The organism is Burkholderia sp. 572, assembly GCF_040545135.1.
GTDB lineage: Bacteria > Pseudomonadota > Gammaproteobacteria > Burkholderiales > Burkholderiaceae > Burkholderia > Burkholderia cepacia.
Genome location: NZ_JBEPLH010000022.1, coordinates 53,036 through 69,601, shown reverse-complemented (window position 1 = coordinate 69,601; position 16,566 = coordinate 53,036). Strand labels below are relative to the sequence as shown.

Here is a 16,566-nt window from a genome sequence, read left to right as displayed (position 1 = left end):
ATCGTCGTGGTGCCGGGGACCGGACTCGAACCGGCAAGCCAGTTAAGGCGGCGGATTTTCGTCACACTGCTTCTTTCAAAGCCGGCGTCGCGGATGCGATGCCGTTCGTGCGCTGGACTATGCCTTCACCGTCGCGCGCGGGCCTGCCTGCCGCCCATGCGCCTTAGGCGCCCCCCGTCTAGTCTCTACACCTTCCTCGCGGATGCCGCGAGGCTTGGCTCGGCGTTGCCTCGATGCGCGCATCAGGGGTTTCGCCGAATTTGAAGGGTTCTGCACCGACCGTTTCCGGCCGGGCACTCAATCTTTTAAGTCCGCTATGTTTACCAATTTCATCACCCCGGCAAGAGGGCGGACGCGATTCTACCATTGCTTGCGCATGCGTTCCCTTATTCTGCGCCGCCGCATGGCGACATCTCCCGGCGCCGCACGGATTCATCCCGTGCAATCGACGCCGTAACAGCGCCGCCCGCGATTTTCTCCCGCGCCGCAACATCCCCGATACAATCGAACCCGCGTCGTCCGGCGGCCCCCATCCGTCCGATGTTTGTGTCGTGCTTTTTTGCGAAACAGGCATCGCTTGCGTCATCGCGAAGTCACAAACGTTTTCGATAATTTCCCTGCCGAAAACGTTTACATCGCGCTAGTTAATGACCTCGACCATCAAGGACGTCGCTGCCCTCGCGGGCTTCTCGATCGCCACCGTCTCGCGCGCGATCAACGCACCGCATACCGTCAGCCCCGCCACGCTGCAGACCATCCGCACCGCGATCGACACGCTGCAATTCCGCCCGAGCCCGCTCGGCCGGCAACTGCGCGGCGAGCGCACGCGGCTCGTCGGCGTCGTCGTGCCGACGCTGTCGAACCCCGTGTTCGCCGACTGCCTGCAAGGCATCGACGAACTCGCGACCGCGGCCGGCTTCAAGCTGATCCTGATGACGACCGAATACGACGCGGCGCGCGAGCGTCACGCGATCGAGACGCTGCGCGAGCAGCGCGTCGAAGGGCTGATCCTCACCGTCGCCGACGCGGACACGCACCCGCTGCTCGACATGCTCGACCACGAAGGCCCGCATTACGTGCTGATGCACAACGACACGCAGCGCCGCCCGTCGGTATCGGTCGACAATCGCAGCGCCGCCTATGACGGCGTGCGGCTGCTGACCGCGCGTGGTCACCGCCGCGTGCTGATGCTGGCCGGCTCGCTCGCCGCGTCGGATCGCGCACGCCAGCGCCATCTCGGTTATGCGCAGGCACTCGAGGAAAGCGGCGTCGCCACGCTGCCGCCGGTGGAAGTCGACTTCAACGCGCCCGAGCTGCCCGATGCGGTGCTCGCGCATCTCACCGCACACGCGACGCGCCCGACCGCCCTCTTCTGCAGCAACGACCTGCTCGCGATGGTCGTGATGCGCGGCCTGCGCCGCGCGGGCTTCTCGATCCCGGACGACCTGTCGGTGCTCGGCTTCGACGGGATCGCGATCGGCGAACTGCTCGCGCCGCCGCTCGCGAGCATCGCGACGCCGAACCGCGACATCGGCCGCCACGCGTGGCAACGCCTCGTCGAATGCATCGGCGGCGCGGCGATCGAACGCTCGTCGCTGATCCTGCCGCACGTGGTGCGCGACGGCGCAACCGTCGCCCCGCCGGCCACCGACCTGCAACTGCGCAAGGCCTGAACGCGCGCACCGCCCCTGACCGCTTCACCCCAGCGCCTCACCCCAGCGCCTCACACTCGCCCGGAGACCTACCGTGTCCTTTCGCCTGACCTCGCTGCTGCGCGCGCTCGCAGCTCCCGTCGCCTGCGCCGCGCTCATCGCCGGCGCGCCCGCCGCCCACGCCGACGAAACGGCGATCTGCTACAACTGCCCGCCCGAATGGGCCGACTGGGCTGCACAGATCGCCGCGATCAAGCAGAAGACCGGCATCCGCGTGCCGTTCGACAACAAGAACTCGGGCCAGTCGATCGCGCAGCTGATCGCCGAGCAGAAGAGCCCGGTGGCCGACGTCGTCTACCTCGGCGTGTCGTCGGCGTTCCAGGCGAAGGACAAGGGCGTGATCGCGCCGTACAAGCCCGCGCACTGGAACGACATCCCCGCGAACCTGAAGGACCCGCAAGGCTACTGGTTCGCGATCCACTCGGGCACGCTCGGCTTCTTCGTGAACAAGGACGCGCTCGACGGCAAGCCGGTGCCGCGCTCGTGGGCCGACCTGCTGAAGCCGGAATACAAGGGCATGGTCGGGTACCTCGACCCGTCGAGCGCGTTCGTCGGTTATGCGGGCGCGGTCGCCGTGAACCAGGCGCTCGGCGGCAGCCTCGACAACTTCAAGCCGGCGCTCGACTGGTTCCGCAAGCTGAAGGCGAACGCGCCGATCGTGCCGAAGCAGACCGCGTATGCGCGCGTGCTGTCGGGCGAGATCCCGATCCTGCTCGACTACGACTTCGATGCGTATCGCGCGAAGTACAAGGACAGCGCGAACGTCGAGTTCGTGATTCCGAAGGAAGGCACGATCGCGGTGCCGTACGTGATGAGTCTCGTGAAGGGCGCACCGCACGACGCGAACGGCAGGAAGGTGCTCGACTTCGTGTTGTCCGACGAAGGCCAGAAGCTGTGGGCCAACGCGTACCTGCGCCCGGTGCGCGCACAGGCGCTCGGCGCCGACGTCGCGTCGAAGTTCCTGCCGGCGAGCGAATACGCCCGCGCGAAATCGGTCGACTTCGGCAAGATGGCGGCCGGCCAGCAGGCATTCGGCCAGCAGTACCTGCAAGTGATGCAGTAAGTGGCAGGACGCAACCGATGCTCGACCTGACTTTCCCGCTGCGCTGGCGCGTCGCGCTCGTCGCGCCGGCGCTCGCGGTGTTCGCCGCGTTCTGGCTGCTGCCGATGGCGGCGCTCGTCCGTGTGTCCGCCGACGGCGCATTCTTCCCGCACTACGCGGCCCTGCTCGGCAATGCACGCTACATGAAAAGCCTCGGCGAGACCGTCGCGCTCTCCGCGGGTGTCACGCTCGCGACGCTCGCGCTGTCGACCGTCTCGGGCCTCCTGCTCGCGCGCCGCGAATTCGCGGGCAAGCGCGTGCTGCTCGCGCTGCTCACGTTCCCGCTCGCGTTCCCGGGCGTCGTGGTCGGCTTCATGGTGATCATGCTCGCCGGCAGGCAGGGGCTGATCGGCATGCTGTCCGCGAAGCTCACGGGCGACAAGTGGGTGTTCGCGTACTCGGTCGCCGGGCTGTTCGTCGGCTACCTGTACTTCTCGATTCCACGCGTGATCGTCACCGTGATCGCGGCCGCGTCGAAGCTCGACGCGTCGCTCGAGGAAGCCGCGCGTTCGCTCGGCGCGTCGCCGTGGCGCATCTTCGTCGACATCGTGCTGCCGGCGCTCGCACCGGGCCTGATCGCCGCGGGCGCGATCTGCTTCGCGACCGCGATGGGCGCGTTCGGTACCGCATTCACGCTCGCCACCGACCTGAACGTGCTGCCGATGACGATCTACACCGAGTTCACGCTGAACGCGAACATCGCGACGGCGGCCGGCCTGTCGATCGTGCTCGGCATCGTCACCTGGGCCGTGCTCGCGCTCGCGCGCCGCTTCACCGGCCACACCGCCGCCGCCGCGGCCTGAGGATTCCCGCATGCAATCGCTTTCCGGCTCTTCCGCACCGTCGCCTTCGCCGGCACCTTCGCCGGCACCGGCTCCCGCGCAGGCGAACGGCATCGCCCGCCGCGCACCGCGCGTCACCGGCGCGCGCATGATCGCCGCGCTGCAATGGGGCGTCACGCTGCTGCTGTGCGCGTTCCTGATCGTGCCCGTCGTGATGTCGGTGCTCGCGGGCCTCACCGTCAACTACTTTCGCGGCCTGTCGAGCGGCCTCACGCTGCGCTGGCTGGAACAAGTGTGGCAGCAGTATCACGGCTCGGTCGCGCTGTCGCTCTACGTCGCGTTCGCGACGCTCGCGATCGTGCTCGTCGTCGGCGTGCCGGCCGGCTATGCGCTCGCGCGCAGCAAGCACCGCGTCGCACGCGCGATCGAGGAGTCGCTGGTGCTGCCCGTCGCGCTGCCCGGCCTCGCGTCGGCGCTCGCGCTGCTGGTCGTCTACGGCGGCTTCACCGCGTTCCGGATGAGCCTGTGGTTCATCGTCGCCGGCCACGTCGTGTTCACGCTGCCGTTCATGGTGCGCGCGGTGGCAGCCGTCGCGGCCGGTGCCGACCTGCGCACGCTCGAGGAAGGTGCGGCCAGCCTCGGCGCATCGTTCGTCACGCGCTTCGTCACGATCGTGCTGCCGAACCTGCGCCCCGGCATCGTCGCGGGCGCGCTCGCGGTGCTCACGCTGTCGATCGGCGAATTCAACCTCACGTGGATGCTGCACACGCCCGACACCAAGACGCTGCCGGTCGGCCTCGCCGATACCTATGCGTCGCTGCGCCTCGAAGTCGGCAGCGCGTACACGATCCTGTTCCTGCTGATGACGCTGCCGCTGCTCGTCGCGATGCAGTGGCTCGGCGTCGATCCATCCGGCACGCGTGCGCTCAAGAAGCGCCCGCGCTGAATTTCTCGCAGACATGAAACTCGATTCCACTTCCATCACCCTGACCCGCTGCGCGAAGACCTTCCGCGGCACGCGTGTGCTCGAACCGCTCGACCTGTCGATCGGCGCGGGCGAAACGCTCGTGCTGCTCGGGCCGTCGGGCTGCGGCAAGACGACCACGCTGCGCCTGATCGCGGGCCTCGACACGCCGGACGCCGGCGGCACGATCGCCTTCGGCCATGACGACGTCACCGCGTTGCCGATCGAGCGCCGGCAGGTCGGCATGGTGTTCCAGAACTACGCGCTGTTTCCGAACCTGACGGTGCGCGGCAACGTCAGCTACGGGCTGAAGATCCGCAAGACCGAGCCGCGCGCGCTGCGCGAGCGCGTCGACGAGCTGCTCGCGATGATGCGGCTCGACGCGCATGCGGACAAGCCGGTCGACCAGCTGTCGGGCGGCCAGCGCCAGCGCGTCGCGCTGGCCCGCGCGCTGGCGGTGCGGCCGCGCGTGCTGCTGCTCGACGAGCCGCTGACCGCGCTCGACGCGAAGCTGCGCGACGTGCTGCGTCGCGAGATGAATGCGCTGCTGCGCGAGCTCGGCGTGACGACGGTCTACGTGACGCACGACCAGGCCGAAGCGATGGAGCTCGGCGACCGGATCGTCGTGATGGGCGCGGGCCGCATCGAGCAGATCGGCACGCCGCGCGACATCTACTACCACCCGGCGAACCGCACGGTCGCGCAGTTCATCGGCACGCTGAACCGGCTCGCCGGGCAGTGGCGCGACGGCACGCTGGTGACGACGGGCGGCGCGGTCGCCACGCCGCACGCGGCCGACGAATGGTTCTTCCGCCCCGAGGATGCGCAACTCGCCGATCCCGCGCATGCGCCGCTGCGCGGCGCGGTCAGCGCGTGCGCGTTCCTCGGCGAGCGCACGCGGCTCACGATCGAGCACGCGGCCCCCGATGCGCTCGTGATCGACGTGCCGGGCCGCATCGCGCTCGCACGCGGCACGGCAGTCGGCCTCGCGATCGCACCGGAAGGTCTGATCGCGCTCGGTGCGTAATCCATCGTTCGGGCATCATTCATGCAGCCCCCCACCGCGACGCGCGACGCCGCCGCGACAACAACCAGACGATTCCGAGGAACGACGATGCTGCTTGCTCAAATCAGCGATCTCCACATCAAGCGTCCGGGCCAGCTCGCGTACCGGCGCGTCGACACGGCGGCCGCGCTCGCGCGCTGCATCGACAGACTGAACACGCTCGTGCCGCGCCCCGATGCCGTGCTCGTCACCGGCGACCTCACCGACTTCGGCCACGATGAAGAGTACGGCAACCTGCGCGGGCTGCTCGCGGCGCTCGAGATTCCGTACTACCTGATGATCGGCAATCACGACGACCGCGCCGGGCTGCGCCGCGCGTTTGCCGATCGCGCCGAGCTGCAGGATGGCGAATTCGTGCAGTACGCGCTCGACGTCGGCGCGGTGCGCGTGCTCGCGCTCGATTCGCAGGTGCCCGGCGCAAGCCACGGCGACCTGTGCGACGCACGGCTCGCGTGGCTCGCCGCGCAGCTCGACGCCGCGCGCGACCGGCCCGTGATCGTCGCGCTGCATCACCCGCCGTTCGCGGCGGGAATCGGCCACATGGACAAGCTGCGCCTCGCGCCCGCCGCCGCCGCGAAGCTCGACGCGTTGCTGCGCGCTCATCCGAACGTCGAGCGCGTGCTGTGCGGCCACGTGCATCGCACGATGTTCACGCGCTTCGGCGGCACGCTCGCGTCCGCGGTGCCGTCGCCCGCGCATCAGGTCGCCTTCGACCTGCGCATCGACGCGCCGTCCGCATTCCGGCTCGAGCCGCCGGCGTTCGCGGTTCACCGTCATGCGCCCGATACGGGGATGACGTCGCATCACGTGTACGTCGATGAAGGCGCCGGGCCTTATCCGTTCTACGAACCGACGGGCGAGCTGGTCGATTGACGGGGTGAAGCGCGCGCGATGACGGGCGGTTTGCCGGTTTGCCGGTTTGCCGGTTTGCTGGTTTGCTGGTTTGCCGATTTGCCGACTTTGCCGGCTTTGCCGGTCCACCGCGCGCCCGGCAGGATTCACGCCGCTCCGGTATGATCGGCAGCCTTGACCGGCCCCCCGCCCGCTTGCGCACCCGATGCGTGCGCCGCGCGCCGCGCCGCCCCACTCCGTCCGCGCAGCCATGTCCACCACCCCCACCGACCATCCGACCGACGCCGCCTCGCCCCACTATTCGCGCAGCCTGCTGTTGCTGCTCGCGACGATCGCGGGCGTATCCGTCGCGAACATCTATTACAACCAGCCGCTGCTCGACAGCTTCCGCTCCGCGTTTCCCGACGGCGCTTCGTGGATCGGCGCGGTGCCGACCGCGACGCAGCTCGGCTATGCGGCCGGCATGTTCCTGCTCGCGCCGCTCGGCGACCGCTTCGACCGCCGCCGGCTGATCCTGATGCAGATCGCCGGCCTGTCGGTCGCACTGATCGTCGCGGCCGCCGCGCCGTCGCTGGCCGTGCTCGCCGTCGCGAGCCTCGCGATCGGCGTACTCGCGACGATCGCGCAGCAGGCCGTGCCGTTCGCCGCCGAGATCGCGCCGCCGGCCGAGCGCGGGCACGCAGTCGGCACCGTGATGAGCGGCCTGCTGCTCGGCATCCTGCTCGCGCGCACGGCCGCCGGCTTCGTCGCCGAATATTTCGGTTGGCGTGCGGTGTTTGCCGCGTCGGTCGCGGCGCTCGTCGCGCTCGCCGCCGTGATCGTGCTGCGGCTGCCGCGCAGCTCGCCGACGTCGACGCTGTCGTACGGCAAGCTGCTCGGCTCGATGTGGCATCTGGCGGTCGAACTGCGCGGGCTGCGCGAGGCGTCTTTGACGGGCGCCGCGCTGTTTGCGGCATTCAGCGCGTTCTGGCCCGTGCTCACGCTGCTGCTCGCCGGCGCGCCGTTCCATCTCGGCCCGCAGGCAGCCGGCCTGTTCGGGATCGTCGGGGCGGCGGGCGCCCTCGCGGCGCCCTACGCGGGCCGCTTCGCGGACAAGCGCGGCCCGCGCGCGATCATCTCGCTCGCGATCGCGCTGCTCGCGCTGTCGTTCGTGATCTTCGCGCTGTCGGGCTCGAGCCTCGTCGGGCTCGTGATCGGCGTGATCGTGCTGGACGTCGGCGTACAGGCCGCGCAGATCTCGAACCAGTCGCGCATCTATGCGCTGAAGCCCGAGGCGCGCAGCCGCGTGAACACGGTGTACATGGTGTGCTATTTCATCGGCGGCGCGCTCGGCTCGTCGGCCGGTGTGGCCGCATGGCACGCGTTCGGCTGGATCGGCTTGTGCGCGACCGGCCTGGCGTTCACCGCGCTGGCGGGCTGGTTCCACCATCGCGGCGGCCGGCGCGACTGAACGCGACCGGCCACGGCAGCGTCACGCGTCGGTGCGGGGCGCTGCCGGTTCGGCGGCGGGCGGCGGCGCGAACGCCGGCGCCGGATCCACGACCCCGGCGGGGTCCATCACGGCAGCCGGGGTCGGCACGGCCAGCGGAACGGCGGAAGGCGCCAGGATCGGCGCCGCATCCGGCACCGCGATCTGCTCGGGTGCGGACGAAGCCTCCGCCGCCGGCGTGGCCGCCGCGGCCGCCGAACTGGCGGCTGCCGCGCGCGCCGCGGGCCGGCGCGCCGGATCGAACACGAACGACAACCCGACGCTGCCGAGGATCGCGACGGTCGCGACCACGGTCGCCATCGTCACCGGCTCGCCCAGCAGCAGCGCACCGAGCGCGACCGCGACGATCGGGTTCACGTACATGCAGCTGCTCGCGATGATCGGGCTCGTGTGGCGGATCAGGTAGCCGTACGCAACGTACGCGGCCATCGTGCAGAACACCATCAGGTACAGGAACGCGAACACCGGCCCCACCATCACGTGCTCGATGCGCTCGCCGATCAGCCAGGCAACGAGCGTCGAGATCATGCCGCCCAGGCCGATCTGCAGCGACGTGGACAGGAACAGGTCGGACGGAAGCTTGAGCCGCGTCGCGAGATGCGCACCGCCGGCCCAGAACAGTGCGCCGGCCAGCACGCAGATCGTGCCGAGCGCCGAATTCTGCGCGGCCGCGCCGCCCGAATTCAGCACGACGATGCCGACCATCCCGAGCGCGACGGCCGCCCACTCGCCTTTCGTGACCGGCCGCCCGGCGACCGCCGCGATCACGGTCGCGAACAGCGGCACCGTGGCCACCATCACCGCGGCCGAGCCGCTGCTGACCGAACTGATCCCGAGCGCGATCGTGCCGGACGACAGCGCGACGAGCATCGTGCCGACGATCCCCGCATTGCGGATTTCGAGCGGCGTCGGCCATTCGGGCTTGCGCCGCAGCGCGAAGATGAACAGGCCGATCCCGCCGAGCAGGTTGCGCAGCCCCGACAGCAGCAGCGGCGGGAACGACTGCAGCGCGAAATGCAGGCCGCTGTAGGTCGAACCCCAGACGAAATAGATGAACACGAGCGCCAGCGCGACGCGGCCGCCGCGGCTTTGCGGCAGGCGGATCCGGAACGAGAAGCGGGCGAGGAAATCGAGGAGACGGTCGAGCGGCGTCATCGCGCAGCCTGCCCGCACGTCGCGCCGCGTGCTCCGCTGAAAGACGCCGGCGATGCCGGCAAACGGTCCTGGCGGGACTTGGAAGGCAGAGCGAACGTGCGGAACGACATGGCAGTGCGAACGGCGACGAAAGAGAACCGGCAGGCGGCGGCAGAGGGACAAAAAAAATGCGCGCAACCGTTTCGGCTGCGCACGCTCGGCATTATGGCATCAAGGATTCGAAAGCATCATCGGACCTGTCTGAAAGGATCGCGAATGATGTTTCCGCGCGACATTTTACGGCCGGCGGACGGGCGAAATCGGGGGCCTGATACGCCGCGCGCATGCGCTGTCGGTGCCGGCTCGCCCCCACCGCCAACGGCGATCCAGCGCGCCCGAGTCAGGCATCGGCCGAACGGCCAGTCCTGCACGCCGGCCGCTGCTTCCCCCTTATCGTGACGGTCGACTCACGCGCCGCGCGCCCTGCGCGACCTTCCTTCAAAACCCGCACCACCCATACAAAATTTTGTATAATTCGACCATTCTTCCGCCGAAGCCGGTTGTTTTCGTCGGCAGCGCCCTCGCCGATCTTCGCGGCTTTCCGCTGCCCGCGCGACGCGAAGCCGGCCACCAGATCGACCAGGTGCAACGCGGCCTGGCGCCGGACGACTGGAAGCCGATGCGCACCGTCGGCGTCGGCGTGCGGGAAATTCGCCTGCGCGATGCGAGCGGTGCATTCCGGATCATTTACGTCGCGACCTTCGCCGATGCCGTCTACGTGCTTCACTGCTTCCGGAAGCAATCGGCGCGTACGACCAGGGCCGATATCGAACTGGCCGCCCGGCGCTATCGCGCGCTGATGATGGAGAGGAAACGATGACCAACGAACGTTACGAGAGCGTCTGGGACGCAATCGAGGGCCAGCCGGCCGAAGCCGAGAACATGAAGCTGCGCTCCGAACTGATGATCGCGCTCAAGCAGCGCATCGCGCAGCTCGAGCTCAGCCAGGCCCAGGCCGCGAAACAGCTGGGTGTCACGCAGCCGCGCGTCTCCGACCTGCTGCGCGGCAAGATCAACCTGTTCGGGCTCGACGCGCTCGTCAACATGGCGGCGGCTGTCGGCCTGCGCGTCGACCTCCAGGTGCGTGAATCCGCGTGATGCATCGCGGCACGCGCCGCCACCGCATGCCACGCACCGCTCACGATCCGCCGAACCAGTTGTACCCCTGATCGACCCAATAGCCGCCCGGATACGTATCGGTCACGAAGATTTCCATGATGTGCTTCGGGTTCTTGTAGCCGAGCTTGGTCGGCATCCGCAGCTTCATCGGAAAGCCGAATTCCGGCGGCAGCCGGCGGCCGTCGTAGTCGAACGCGAGCAGCGTCTGCGGATGCAGCGCGGTCGGCATGTCGATGCTCTCGTAGTAATCGTCCGCGCACTTGAAGCCCACGTACTTCGCCCGTGTATCGGCGCCGGCCCGTGCGAGAAACGCGCCGAACGGCGTGCCGCCCCAGCGGCCGATCGCGCTCCACCCTTCCACGCAGATATGTCGCGTGATCTGCTCCGCGTGCGGCAGCGCATACAGTTCGTCGAGCGTCCACACGCGCTTGCCCGTCACGCGGCCGGACAGCACGAGCCGGTACGTCGACGCATCGACGTGCGGCACGTCGTCGATCCCGTAGTACGCGTTGAACGGGAACGGTCGCGTGATGTCGGCTTCGGTGTAGGTCGGTGCGAGCCGTTCGCCGCTGAACAGCCACGCCTGCACACGGTCGTTCATGCGCGACACCGTCTCGAGGAACGTGTTGACCGACGCGTCGTCCTTCAACGTGCAGCCGGTCAGCATCGTCAGGCCGCCGAGCGTCAGGATGCGCCGGTTGAAGAGGCGCCGCGACGGCATCTCGAGCTCGCGACGCACGTCCAGCTCGAGCGACTTCCGGTCGAGCGTCCAGCGCGAACCGTCGCGCTTGTATTCGGATTCCGACATGATGATTTCCTTCGCCCGCGGCTCGCGGGTCAGCGGCCGCGCAGCATCGCGAGCAGCGAGCGCGGCACCAGCAGCGCCATCGCGACGTGAACGACAACGAATGCGACGAGGAGCGACATCGCCCAGAAGTGCACGACACGCGCGTTGTCGTAGCCGCCGAACAATTCGCGCAGCAGCGGGAATTGCACGGATTTCCAGATCGTGAGCCCCGACAGCACCAGCACGACGAGATCGACGATCGCGGTCAGGTAAGCGGCACGCTGCACCGCGTTGTAGACGCTCAGGTCGTCGTGCGACAGCCGTCCGCCCAGCGCGGCACGCACGTCGCGCCATATCGACGCCGGCGTGACCGGCAGCATCTTGCGCGCGAGGCGCCCCGTCGCGATCGACATCGCGAGGTAGAACAGCCCGTTGCCGACCAGCAGCCACATTGCCGCGAAATGCCATTGCAGCGCGCCGCCGAGCCAGCCGCCCAGCGTGATGCCGTGCGGAAACACGAACGGCGGATAGATCGGCGACGCGTCGTAGATGCGCCAGCCGGACAGCACCATCAGGATCGCCGCGAGCGCATTGAGCCAGTGGCTCGCGCGCACCCACAGCGGATGAATCGGGCGCGCGGGCGGCGTGGCGGTCGCGCGCCCGGTAGCGGGAACGGTTTGCATGATGAAGACTCCGGGAATGAGTCGGCGAGACAGGATGCGATGCGGGCGGCCGCCGTGCGACGCACGCGCCGGCCGCGCCGCGTCCGCCTCCGTCAGTTCGACGGCGCCATCTTGTCGCCCGACGGCTTGCCCATCTCGTCGTGCGACATCGCGTCCTTCTTCATCGCGTCTTTCTTCATCGCATGCTTCTTCATGCCGTCCTTCTTCATCGCGTCATGGCCCATTGCATCCTTGGCCATCGCGTCGTGGCCCATCGCGTCCTTCGACATCGACGAACCCGGCTGCGACATCGCGTCGTTCTGCGCATACGCGCCCGTGGCAATCGTGGCGATAGCGGCGACGCAAGCGGCGATCAGTACTTTTTTCATGACATCTCTCCAACACATGGGTTTAAGGAGCCGAATAGACGGACGACGTCGCGGGAAATGACAGCCGCTGCGAAAATTTTTTTGAGGTTGCGCGAAAGCGCGCCATGTTGCACCGCTTCACCGCGGCCGGCCAAGCCGTGGGGCCATGCGGCGGCGACGCGCGCTGCCATTTCGACGGGCCATCGCACCGCCCGCCATGCTGCGGCCGCACCGGGGCAGCCGATCCTCTCCCGGTTGAAACCGCCGCGAAGCCAGTGTATCGTGTGCGCTGCTAACGCGGGGGTCCTGCAATGCGCGCGGTCAAACAACCGGCATTGCGGGTGAGAAATACCCTTTGAACCTGATCTGGATAATGCCAGCGCAGGGAAGCGTACGGATTTCGCCGCCATCCTTCTGACGAAATCCGCCGCCTCACCAAGCCTCGTCTCCTGCTTAGCTCGAGCCCCACATTCGTCAAGGGCTCCGGGCAAGCGCCGAAGCGCCTGTCCGGCGCTCATACAGGAGATTGCATGAACGCCAATCCGAAGTTTCTGTCCGCCGACGCACACGTCGACGCCGCCGCTGTCGCCCCGCTGCCCAATTCGCGCAAGGTTTATGTAACCGGCTCGCAGCCCGACATCCGCGTGCCGATGCGTGAAATCACGCAGGCCGATACGCCGACCGGCTTCGGCGGCGAAAAGAATCCGCCGATCTACGTGTACGACACGTCGGGCCCCTATACCGATCCGGACGCGAAGATCGACATCCGCGCGGGCCTGGCCGCGCTGCGCCAGGGCTGGATCGAGGCACGAGGCGACACCGAAGTGCTCGGCGGCCTGTCGAGCCAGTACGGCCTCGAGCGCGCGGCCGACCCGGCCACCGCCGACCTGCGGTTCCCGGGCCTGCACCGCAACCCGCGCCGCGCACAGGCCGGCAAGAACGTCACGCAGATGCACTACGCGCGCCAGGGCATCATCACGCCGGAAATGGAATACATCGCGATTCGCGAGAACCAGCGCCGCGCCGAGTACCTCGAGAGCCTGAAGGCGAGCGGCCCGAACGGCGCGAAGCTCGCCGCGATGATGGGCCGCCAGCACCCGGGCCAGGCGTTCGGCGCAGCGGCCTTCGGCGCGAACGCGCCGGCCGAGATCACGCCGGAATTCGTGCGCTCGGAAGTGGCATGCGGCCGCGCGATCATCCCCGCGAACATCAACCACCCGGAATCCGAGCCGATGATCATCGGCCGCAACTTCCTCGTGAAGATCAACGCGAACATCGGCAACTCGGCCGTCACGTCGTCGATCGGCGAGGAAGTCGACAAGATGACGTGGGCGATCCGCTGGGGCGGCGACACGGTGATGGACCTGTCGACCGGCAAGCACATCCATGAAACGCGCGAGTGGATCATCCGCAACAGCCCGGTGCCGATCGGCACGGTGCCGATCTACCAGGCACTGGAAAAGGTCAACGGCAAGGCCGAGGACCTGACCTGGGAAATCTTCCGCGACACGCTGATCGAGCAGGCCGAGCAAGGCGTCGACTACTTCACGATCCACGCGGGCGTGCGCCTGCAGTACGTGCCGCTCACCGCGAACCGGATGACGGGCATCGTGTCGCGCGGCGGCTCGATCATGGCGAAGTGGTGCCTCGCGCATCACAAGGAAAGCTTCCTGTACGAACACTTCGAAGAGATCTGCGAGATCATGAAGGCGTACGACGTGAGCTTCTCGCTCGGCGACGGCCTGCGCCCCGGCTCGATCTACGACGCGAACGACGAAGCGCAGCTCGGCGAGCTGAAGACGCTCGGCGAGCTCACGCAGATCGCGTGGAAGCACGACGTGCAGGTGATGATCGAAGGCCCCGGCCACGTGCCGATGCAGCTGATCAAGGAGAACATGGATCTCCAGCTCGACTGGTGCAAGGAAGCGCCGTTCTACACGCTCGGGCCGCTGACCACCGACATCGCGCCGGGCTACGACCACATCACGTCCGGCATCGGCGCCGCGATGATCGGCTGGTTCGGCACCGCGATGCTGTGCTACGTGACGCCGAAGGAACACCTCGGCCTGCCGAACAAGGACGACGTGAAGGAAGGCATCATCACGTACAAGCTGGCCGCTCACGCCGCCGACCTGGCGAAGGGCCACCCGGGTGCGCAGGTGCGCGACAACGCGCTGTCGAAGGCGCGCTTCGAGTTCCGCTGGGAAGACCAGTTCAACATCGGTCTCGATCCGGACAAGGCGCGCGAATTCCACGACGAAACGCTGCCGAAGGATTCCGCGAAGGTCGCGCACTTCTGCTCGATGTGCGGCCCGCACTTCTGCTCGATGAAGATCACGCAGGACGTGCGCGAGTTCGCGGCGCAGCAGGGCGTGTCGGAAACCGAAGCGCTGAAGAAGGGGATGGAAGTCAAGGCGGTCGAGTTCGTCAAGACCGGCGCCGAGATCTATCACCGTCAATAAGCACGCGCGGCGGTCCGCCCGGACCGCCGCGTCTCGCGCTTCGGCGCTGCGCAAGCCCGCTTTCGAGCGGGCTTTTTTGTGCGTGTGCACACCGCGTGCCTGCCGGCGCGAGGGAAACAAATGATTACGAAACCGCCCGAGCCTTAACAAGTCCTTACAGCAGCCCCATGGGACGGCGCGTAGATTGGGGTCATGCGCGGTCGCCAGCCGGTCGCGCGACCTCCGTTCACTACCACAAGGACAACGATCATGAACTCGATTCGGCGTTTTGGGGTATGCGCTCTGCTCGTCGCGACGGTGGCCAGCCTGTCGGCCTGCGATTCGATGTCACGACGCCAGCGCGATACGGCAATCGGTGCAGGTGTCGGCGGCGTTGCCGGCGCGGCGATCGGCGGCAGCGCGCTGTCGACGCTCGGCGGCGCAGCGGCCGGCGGCATCATCGGCAACCAGGTCGGCAAGTAAAAGGCGGCGCAGCGCGCCGCGACAGTCGGCCAGACGGCGTTTTCGCGGTGCGGAAGCGCCGTTTTCGCATGCGGCGCCGCAACGTGGCCGGCAGCCCGTGCGGAAATGATCCGTTACCGTTTTGCACACCGTGTCATCGGCGCGCGGCCTAAGCTTAAGCATCTGCCGATTGCCGGCTCCGCCGGAGAGACATCATGAACAGGACCCTCGTCGCCGCGGCGCTCGCCTGCGTGACGCTCGCCGGCTGCTACTACCCGTACGGCTATTATCCCGGCGGCTATTACACGGCTGCACCGGCCCCGGTCTATGTCGATCCGGGCCCCGCCTATTACTATCCGGCACCTGCCTACGCGCCCGCATGGGGCGGCTATTGGGGACCGGCGGTATCGCTCAATTTCGGCTTCGGCGGACGCGGCGGACACGGCGGCTGGCGCCATCACTGACCGGGCTCGACCGCCGGCACGCGGCCATCGCGTGCCGGCAACCGGCGACATTCCCGTTTCTTGCCATTTCATCGAAACGTGAAACGACGGCCTGGTAACGGGGTGTAAGATTCCCGCATCCCTTCCCCGCCCTTCACACTCGATGTCGCCCAAGAACGCCCTTCTGCTGACCGTGCTCGCTGCCCTGTGGGGTGCGTCGTTCCTGTTTATCCGGATCGGCGTCGTCGATCTCGGCGTGGCGCCGCTGATGGCGTTGCGGGTCGGTATCGGCGCGCTGTTTCTCGCCGGCTTCGCGCTGACGCGCTTCAAACCCGCCGATCTCGGCACCCGGCTGCGCCGTCACGCGTGGCCGTTGTTCGTCGTCGGCGCACTGAACTCGGGCATCCCGTTCTGTCTGTTCGCGTTCGCCGAGCTGACGCTGTCGGCCGGCGTGACGTCGGTGATCAACGCGACGACGCCGCTCTGGGGCGCGCTCGTGGCCTACCTGTGGCTGAAGGACAGGCTGTCGCTGCCGCGTGCGCTCGGCCTCGTGATCGGGTTCGCCGGCGTGCTCACGCTCGTGTGGAACCAGATCGCGAATGCGCATGGCGAAACGGGCGCCGCCGCGACCGCGCTCGCCGCCGCCGCGGCACTCGGCGCGACGCTGCTGTACGGCATCGCGGCCAATTACACGAAGCGCAAGCTGACCGGCGTCGATCCGCTCGTCAACGCGACCGGCAGCATGATCGGCTCGACCGTCCTGCTGCTGCCGTTCGCGATCGCCACCTGGCCGGCCGCGCCGGTCAGCGCGCACGCGTGGGGCTCGGTGCTCGCGCTCGGCGTCGCCTGCACGGGCATCGCGTATTTCATCTACTTCTACCTGATCGCGCATGTCGGCCCCGCCCGCGCCATCACCGTGACGTTCGTGATTCCGGTGTTCGGCCTGCTGTGGGGCGCGCTGTTCCTCGGCGAACACGTGTCGGCCGTGATGATCGAAGGCTGCGCGATCGTGCTCGTCGGCACCGCGCTCGCGACCGGCGTGATCAAGCGGATTCCCGGAATCCGGCCGCGCAGCGGCGAAGCGACCTGACGATTCATTCGGGTGCACGTATCGCCATCGGCC

The 16,566-nt window shown here is 68.1% G+C and carries 17 protein-coding genes and 1 riboswitch; of the genes, 13 read left to right on the top strand and 4 right to left on the bottom strand.

The features are described from left to right. The first annotated feature begins 647 nt into the window (after positions 1-647). From ABIC51_RS32030 to ABIC51_RS32000, 7 genes are all read left to right on the top strand, one after another. Complete coding sequence (locus ABIC51_RS32030; protein WP_027787932.1) at positions 648-1,673, top strand: LacI family DNA-binding transcriptional regulator; 1,026 nt, start codon at positions 648-650, stop codon at positions 1,671-1,673. Between the two features lie 73 nt (positions 1,674-1,746). Next, positions 1,747-2,775 carry an ABC transporter substrate-binding protein gene (locus tag ABIC51_RS32025; protein WP_021159576.1) on the top strand — a complete coding sequence of 343 codons (1,029 nt, stop codon included), beginning with the start codon at positions 1,747-1,749 and terminating at the stop codon, positions 2,773-2,775. Between the two features lie 17 nt (positions 2,776-2,792). Further along, on the top strand, positions 2,793-3,617 hold the full coding sequence (locus tag ABIC51_RS32020) for an ABC transporter permease (protein ID WP_060357387.1): 825 nt from the start codon (positions 2,793-2,795) through the stop codon (positions 3,615-3,617). 10 nt (positions 3,618-3,627) lie between these two features. Continuing rightward, on the top strand, positions 3,628-4,542 hold the full coding sequence (locus ABIC51_RS32015; protein WP_146253503.1) for an ABC transporter permease: 915 nt from the start codon (positions 3,628-3,630) through the stop codon (positions 4,540-4,542). A 13-nt stretch (positions 4,543-4,555) separates the two neighbouring features. After that, positions 4,556-5,587, top strand: coding sequence for an ABC transporter ATP-binding protein (locus ABIC51_RS32010; RefSeq protein ID WP_146253502.1), 1,032 nt, complete (start codon positions 4,556-4,558; stop codon positions 5,585-5,587). A gap of 87 nt (positions 5,588-5,674) precedes the next feature. Next, positions 5,675-6,499, top strand: a complete 825-nt coding sequence (locus ABIC51_RS32005; protein ID WP_146253501.1) for a phosphodiesterase — start codon at positions 5,675-5,677, stop codon at positions 6,497-6,499. A gap of 229 nt (positions 6,500-6,728) precedes the next feature. Further along, positions 6,729-7,928, top strand: a complete 1,200-nt coding sequence (locus tag ABIC51_RS32000; RefSeq protein ID WP_146253500.1) for an MFS transporter — start codon at positions 6,729-6,731, stop codon at positions 7,926-7,928. Positions 7,929-7,949: 21 nt separating this feature from the next. Here ABIC51_RS32000 and ABIC51_RS31995 read toward each other — a convergent pair whose 3' ends face one another. After that, positions 7,950-9,122 (bottom strand): EamA family transporter, encoded by a 1,173-nt coding sequence (locus tag ABIC51_RS31995; RefSeq protein WP_175855979.1) that lies wholly within the window; start codon positions 9,120-9,122, stop codon positions 7,950-7,952. 505 nt (positions 9,123-9,627) lie between these two features. Here ABIC51_RS31995 and ABIC51_RS31990 point away from each other — a divergent pair. Together ABIC51_RS31990 and ABIC51_RS31985 are read left to right on the top strand one after the other, a co-directional pair. Further along, entirely contained in the window at positions 9,628-9,981 is a 354-nt protein-coding gene (locus tag ABIC51_RS31990) for a type II toxin-antitoxin system RelE/ParE family toxin (protein WP_060173781.1), read from the top strand. Further along, on the top strand, positions 9,978-10,259 hold the full coding sequence (locus ABIC51_RS31985; RefSeq protein WP_021162059.1) for a helix-turn-helix domain-containing protein: 282 nt from the start codon (positions 9,978-9,980) through the stop codon (positions 10,257-10,259). The genes ABIC51_RS31990 and ABIC51_RS31985 overlap by 4 nt, the downstream gene beginning before the upstream one ends. 40 nt (positions 10,260-10,299) lie before the next feature. On the opposite strand, the gene ABIC51_RS31980 is transcribed toward ABIC51_RS31985, so the two are convergent. The 3 genes from ABIC51_RS31980 to ABIC51_RS31970 form a co-directional block, all read right to left on the bottom strand. Continuing rightward, positions 10,300-11,088, bottom strand: a complete 789-nt coding sequence (locus ABIC51_RS31980) for a molybdopterin-dependent oxidoreductase (protein WP_021162060.1) — start codon at positions 11,086-11,088, stop codon at positions 10,300-10,302. Between the two features lie 29 nt (positions 11,089-11,117). Beyond that, on the bottom strand, positions 11,118-11,750 hold the full coding sequence (locus tag ABIC51_RS31975; RefSeq protein WP_027787939.1) for a cytochrome b/b6 domain-containing protein: 633 nt from the start codon (positions 11,748-11,750) through the stop codon (positions 11,118-11,120). A gap of 92 nt (positions 11,751-11,842) precedes the next feature. Continuing rightward, positions 11,843-12,118 (bottom strand): pentapeptide MXKDX repeat protein, encoded by a 276-nt coding sequence (locus tag ABIC51_RS31970; RefSeq protein WP_027787940.1) that lies wholly within the window; start codon positions 12,116-12,118, stop codon positions 11,843-11,845. A gap of 268 nt (positions 12,119-12,386) precedes the next feature. Beyond that, a riboswitch (TPP riboswitch) is annotated at positions 12,387-12,503 on the top strand. Between the two features lie 124 nt (positions 12,504-12,627). Between ABIC51_RS31970 and thiC the strand changes: the two genes are divergently transcribed. The 4 genes from thiC (at position 12,628) to ABIC51_RS31950 (ending at position 16,533) form a co-directional block, all read left to right on the top strand. Continuing rightward, positions 12,628-14,559 (top strand): phosphomethylpyrimidine synthase ThiC, encoded by a 1,932-nt coding sequence (gene thiC / locus ABIC51_RS31965; RefSeq protein WP_048024440.1) that lies wholly within the window; start codon positions 12,628-12,630, stop codon positions 14,557-14,559. A gap of 249 nt (positions 14,560-14,808) precedes the next feature. Next, a complete protein-coding gene (locus ABIC51_RS31960) occupies positions 14,809-15,021 on the top strand; it encodes a YMGG-like glycine zipper-containing protein (RefSeq protein ID WP_021162063.1) in 213 nt (70 codons plus the stop codon). 194 nt (positions 15,022-15,215) lie between these two features. Then, entirely contained in the window at positions 15,216-15,464 is a 249-nt protein-coding gene (locus ABIC51_RS31955; RefSeq protein ID WP_027787942.1) for a hypothetical protein, read from the top strand. A gap of 142 nt (positions 15,465-15,606) precedes the next feature. Then, positions 15,607-16,533, top strand: a complete 927-nt coding sequence (locus ABIC51_RS31950) for a DMT family transporter (RefSeq protein WP_175855977.1) — start codon at positions 15,607-15,609, stop codon at positions 16,531-16,533. Positions 16,534-16,566 lie beyond the last annotated feature (33 nt).

Bases quoted from the DNA above. Each gene is read 5' to 3' on its own strand.
- ABIC51_RS32030 (WP_027787932.1), top strand. From the start codon at position 648: ATGACCTCGACCATCAAGGACGTCGCTGCCCTCGCGGGCTTCTCGATC.
- ABIC51_RS32020 (WP_060357387.1), top strand. From the start codon at position 2,793: ATGCTCGACCTGACTTTCCCGCTGCGCTGGCGCGTCGCGCTCGTCGCG.
- ABIC51_RS32015 (WP_146253503.1), top strand. From the start codon at position 3,628: ATGCAATCGCTTTCCGGCTCTTCCGCACCGTCGCCTTCGCCGGCACCT.
- ABIC51_RS32010 (WP_146253502.1), top strand. From the start codon at position 4,556: ATGAAACTCGATTCCACTTCCATCACCCTGACCCGCTGCGCGAAGACC.
- ABIC51_RS32005 (WP_146253501.1), top strand. From the start codon at position 5,675: ATGCTGCTTGCTCAAATCAGCGATCTCCACATCAAGCGTCCGGGCCAG.
- ABIC51_RS32000 (WP_146253500.1), top strand. From the start codon at position 6,729: ATGTCCACCACCCCCACCGACCATCCGACCGACGCCGCCTCGCCCCAC.
- ABIC51_RS31995 (WP_175855979.1), bottom strand. From the start codon at position 9,122: ATGACGCCGCTCGACCGTCTCCTCGATTTCCTCGCCCGCTTCTCGTTC.
- ABIC51_RS31985 (WP_021162059.1), top strand. From the start codon at position 9,978: ATGACCAACGAACGTTACGAGAGCGTCTGGGACGCAATCGAGGGCCAG.
- ABIC51_RS31980 (WP_021162060.1), bottom strand. From the start codon at position 11,088: ATGTCGGAATCCGAATACAAGCGCGACGGTTCGCGCTGGACGCTCGAC.
- ABIC51_RS31975 (WP_027787939.1), bottom strand. From the start codon at position 11,750: ATGCAAACCGTTCCCGCTACCGGGCGCGCGACCGCCACGCCGCCCGCG.
- ABIC51_RS31970 (WP_027787940.1), bottom strand. From the start codon at position 12,118: ATGAAAAAAGTACTGATCGCCGCTTGCGTCGCCGCTATCGCCACGATT.
- thiC (WP_048024440.1), top strand. From the start codon at position 12,628: ATGAACGCCAATCCGAAGTTTCTGTCCGCCGACGCACACGTCGACGCC.
- ABIC51_RS31960 (WP_021162063.1), top strand. From the start codon at position 14,809: ATGAACTCGATTCGGCGTTTTGGGGTATGCGCTCTGCTCGTCGCGACG.
- ABIC51_RS31955 (WP_027787942.1), top strand. From the start codon at position 15,216: ATGAACAGGACCCTCGTCGCCGCGGCGCTCGCCTGCGTGACGCTCGCC.
- ABIC51_RS31950 (WP_175855977.1), top strand. From the start codon at position 15,607: ATGTCGCCCAAGAACGCCCTTCTGCTGACCGTGCTCGCTGCCCTGTGG.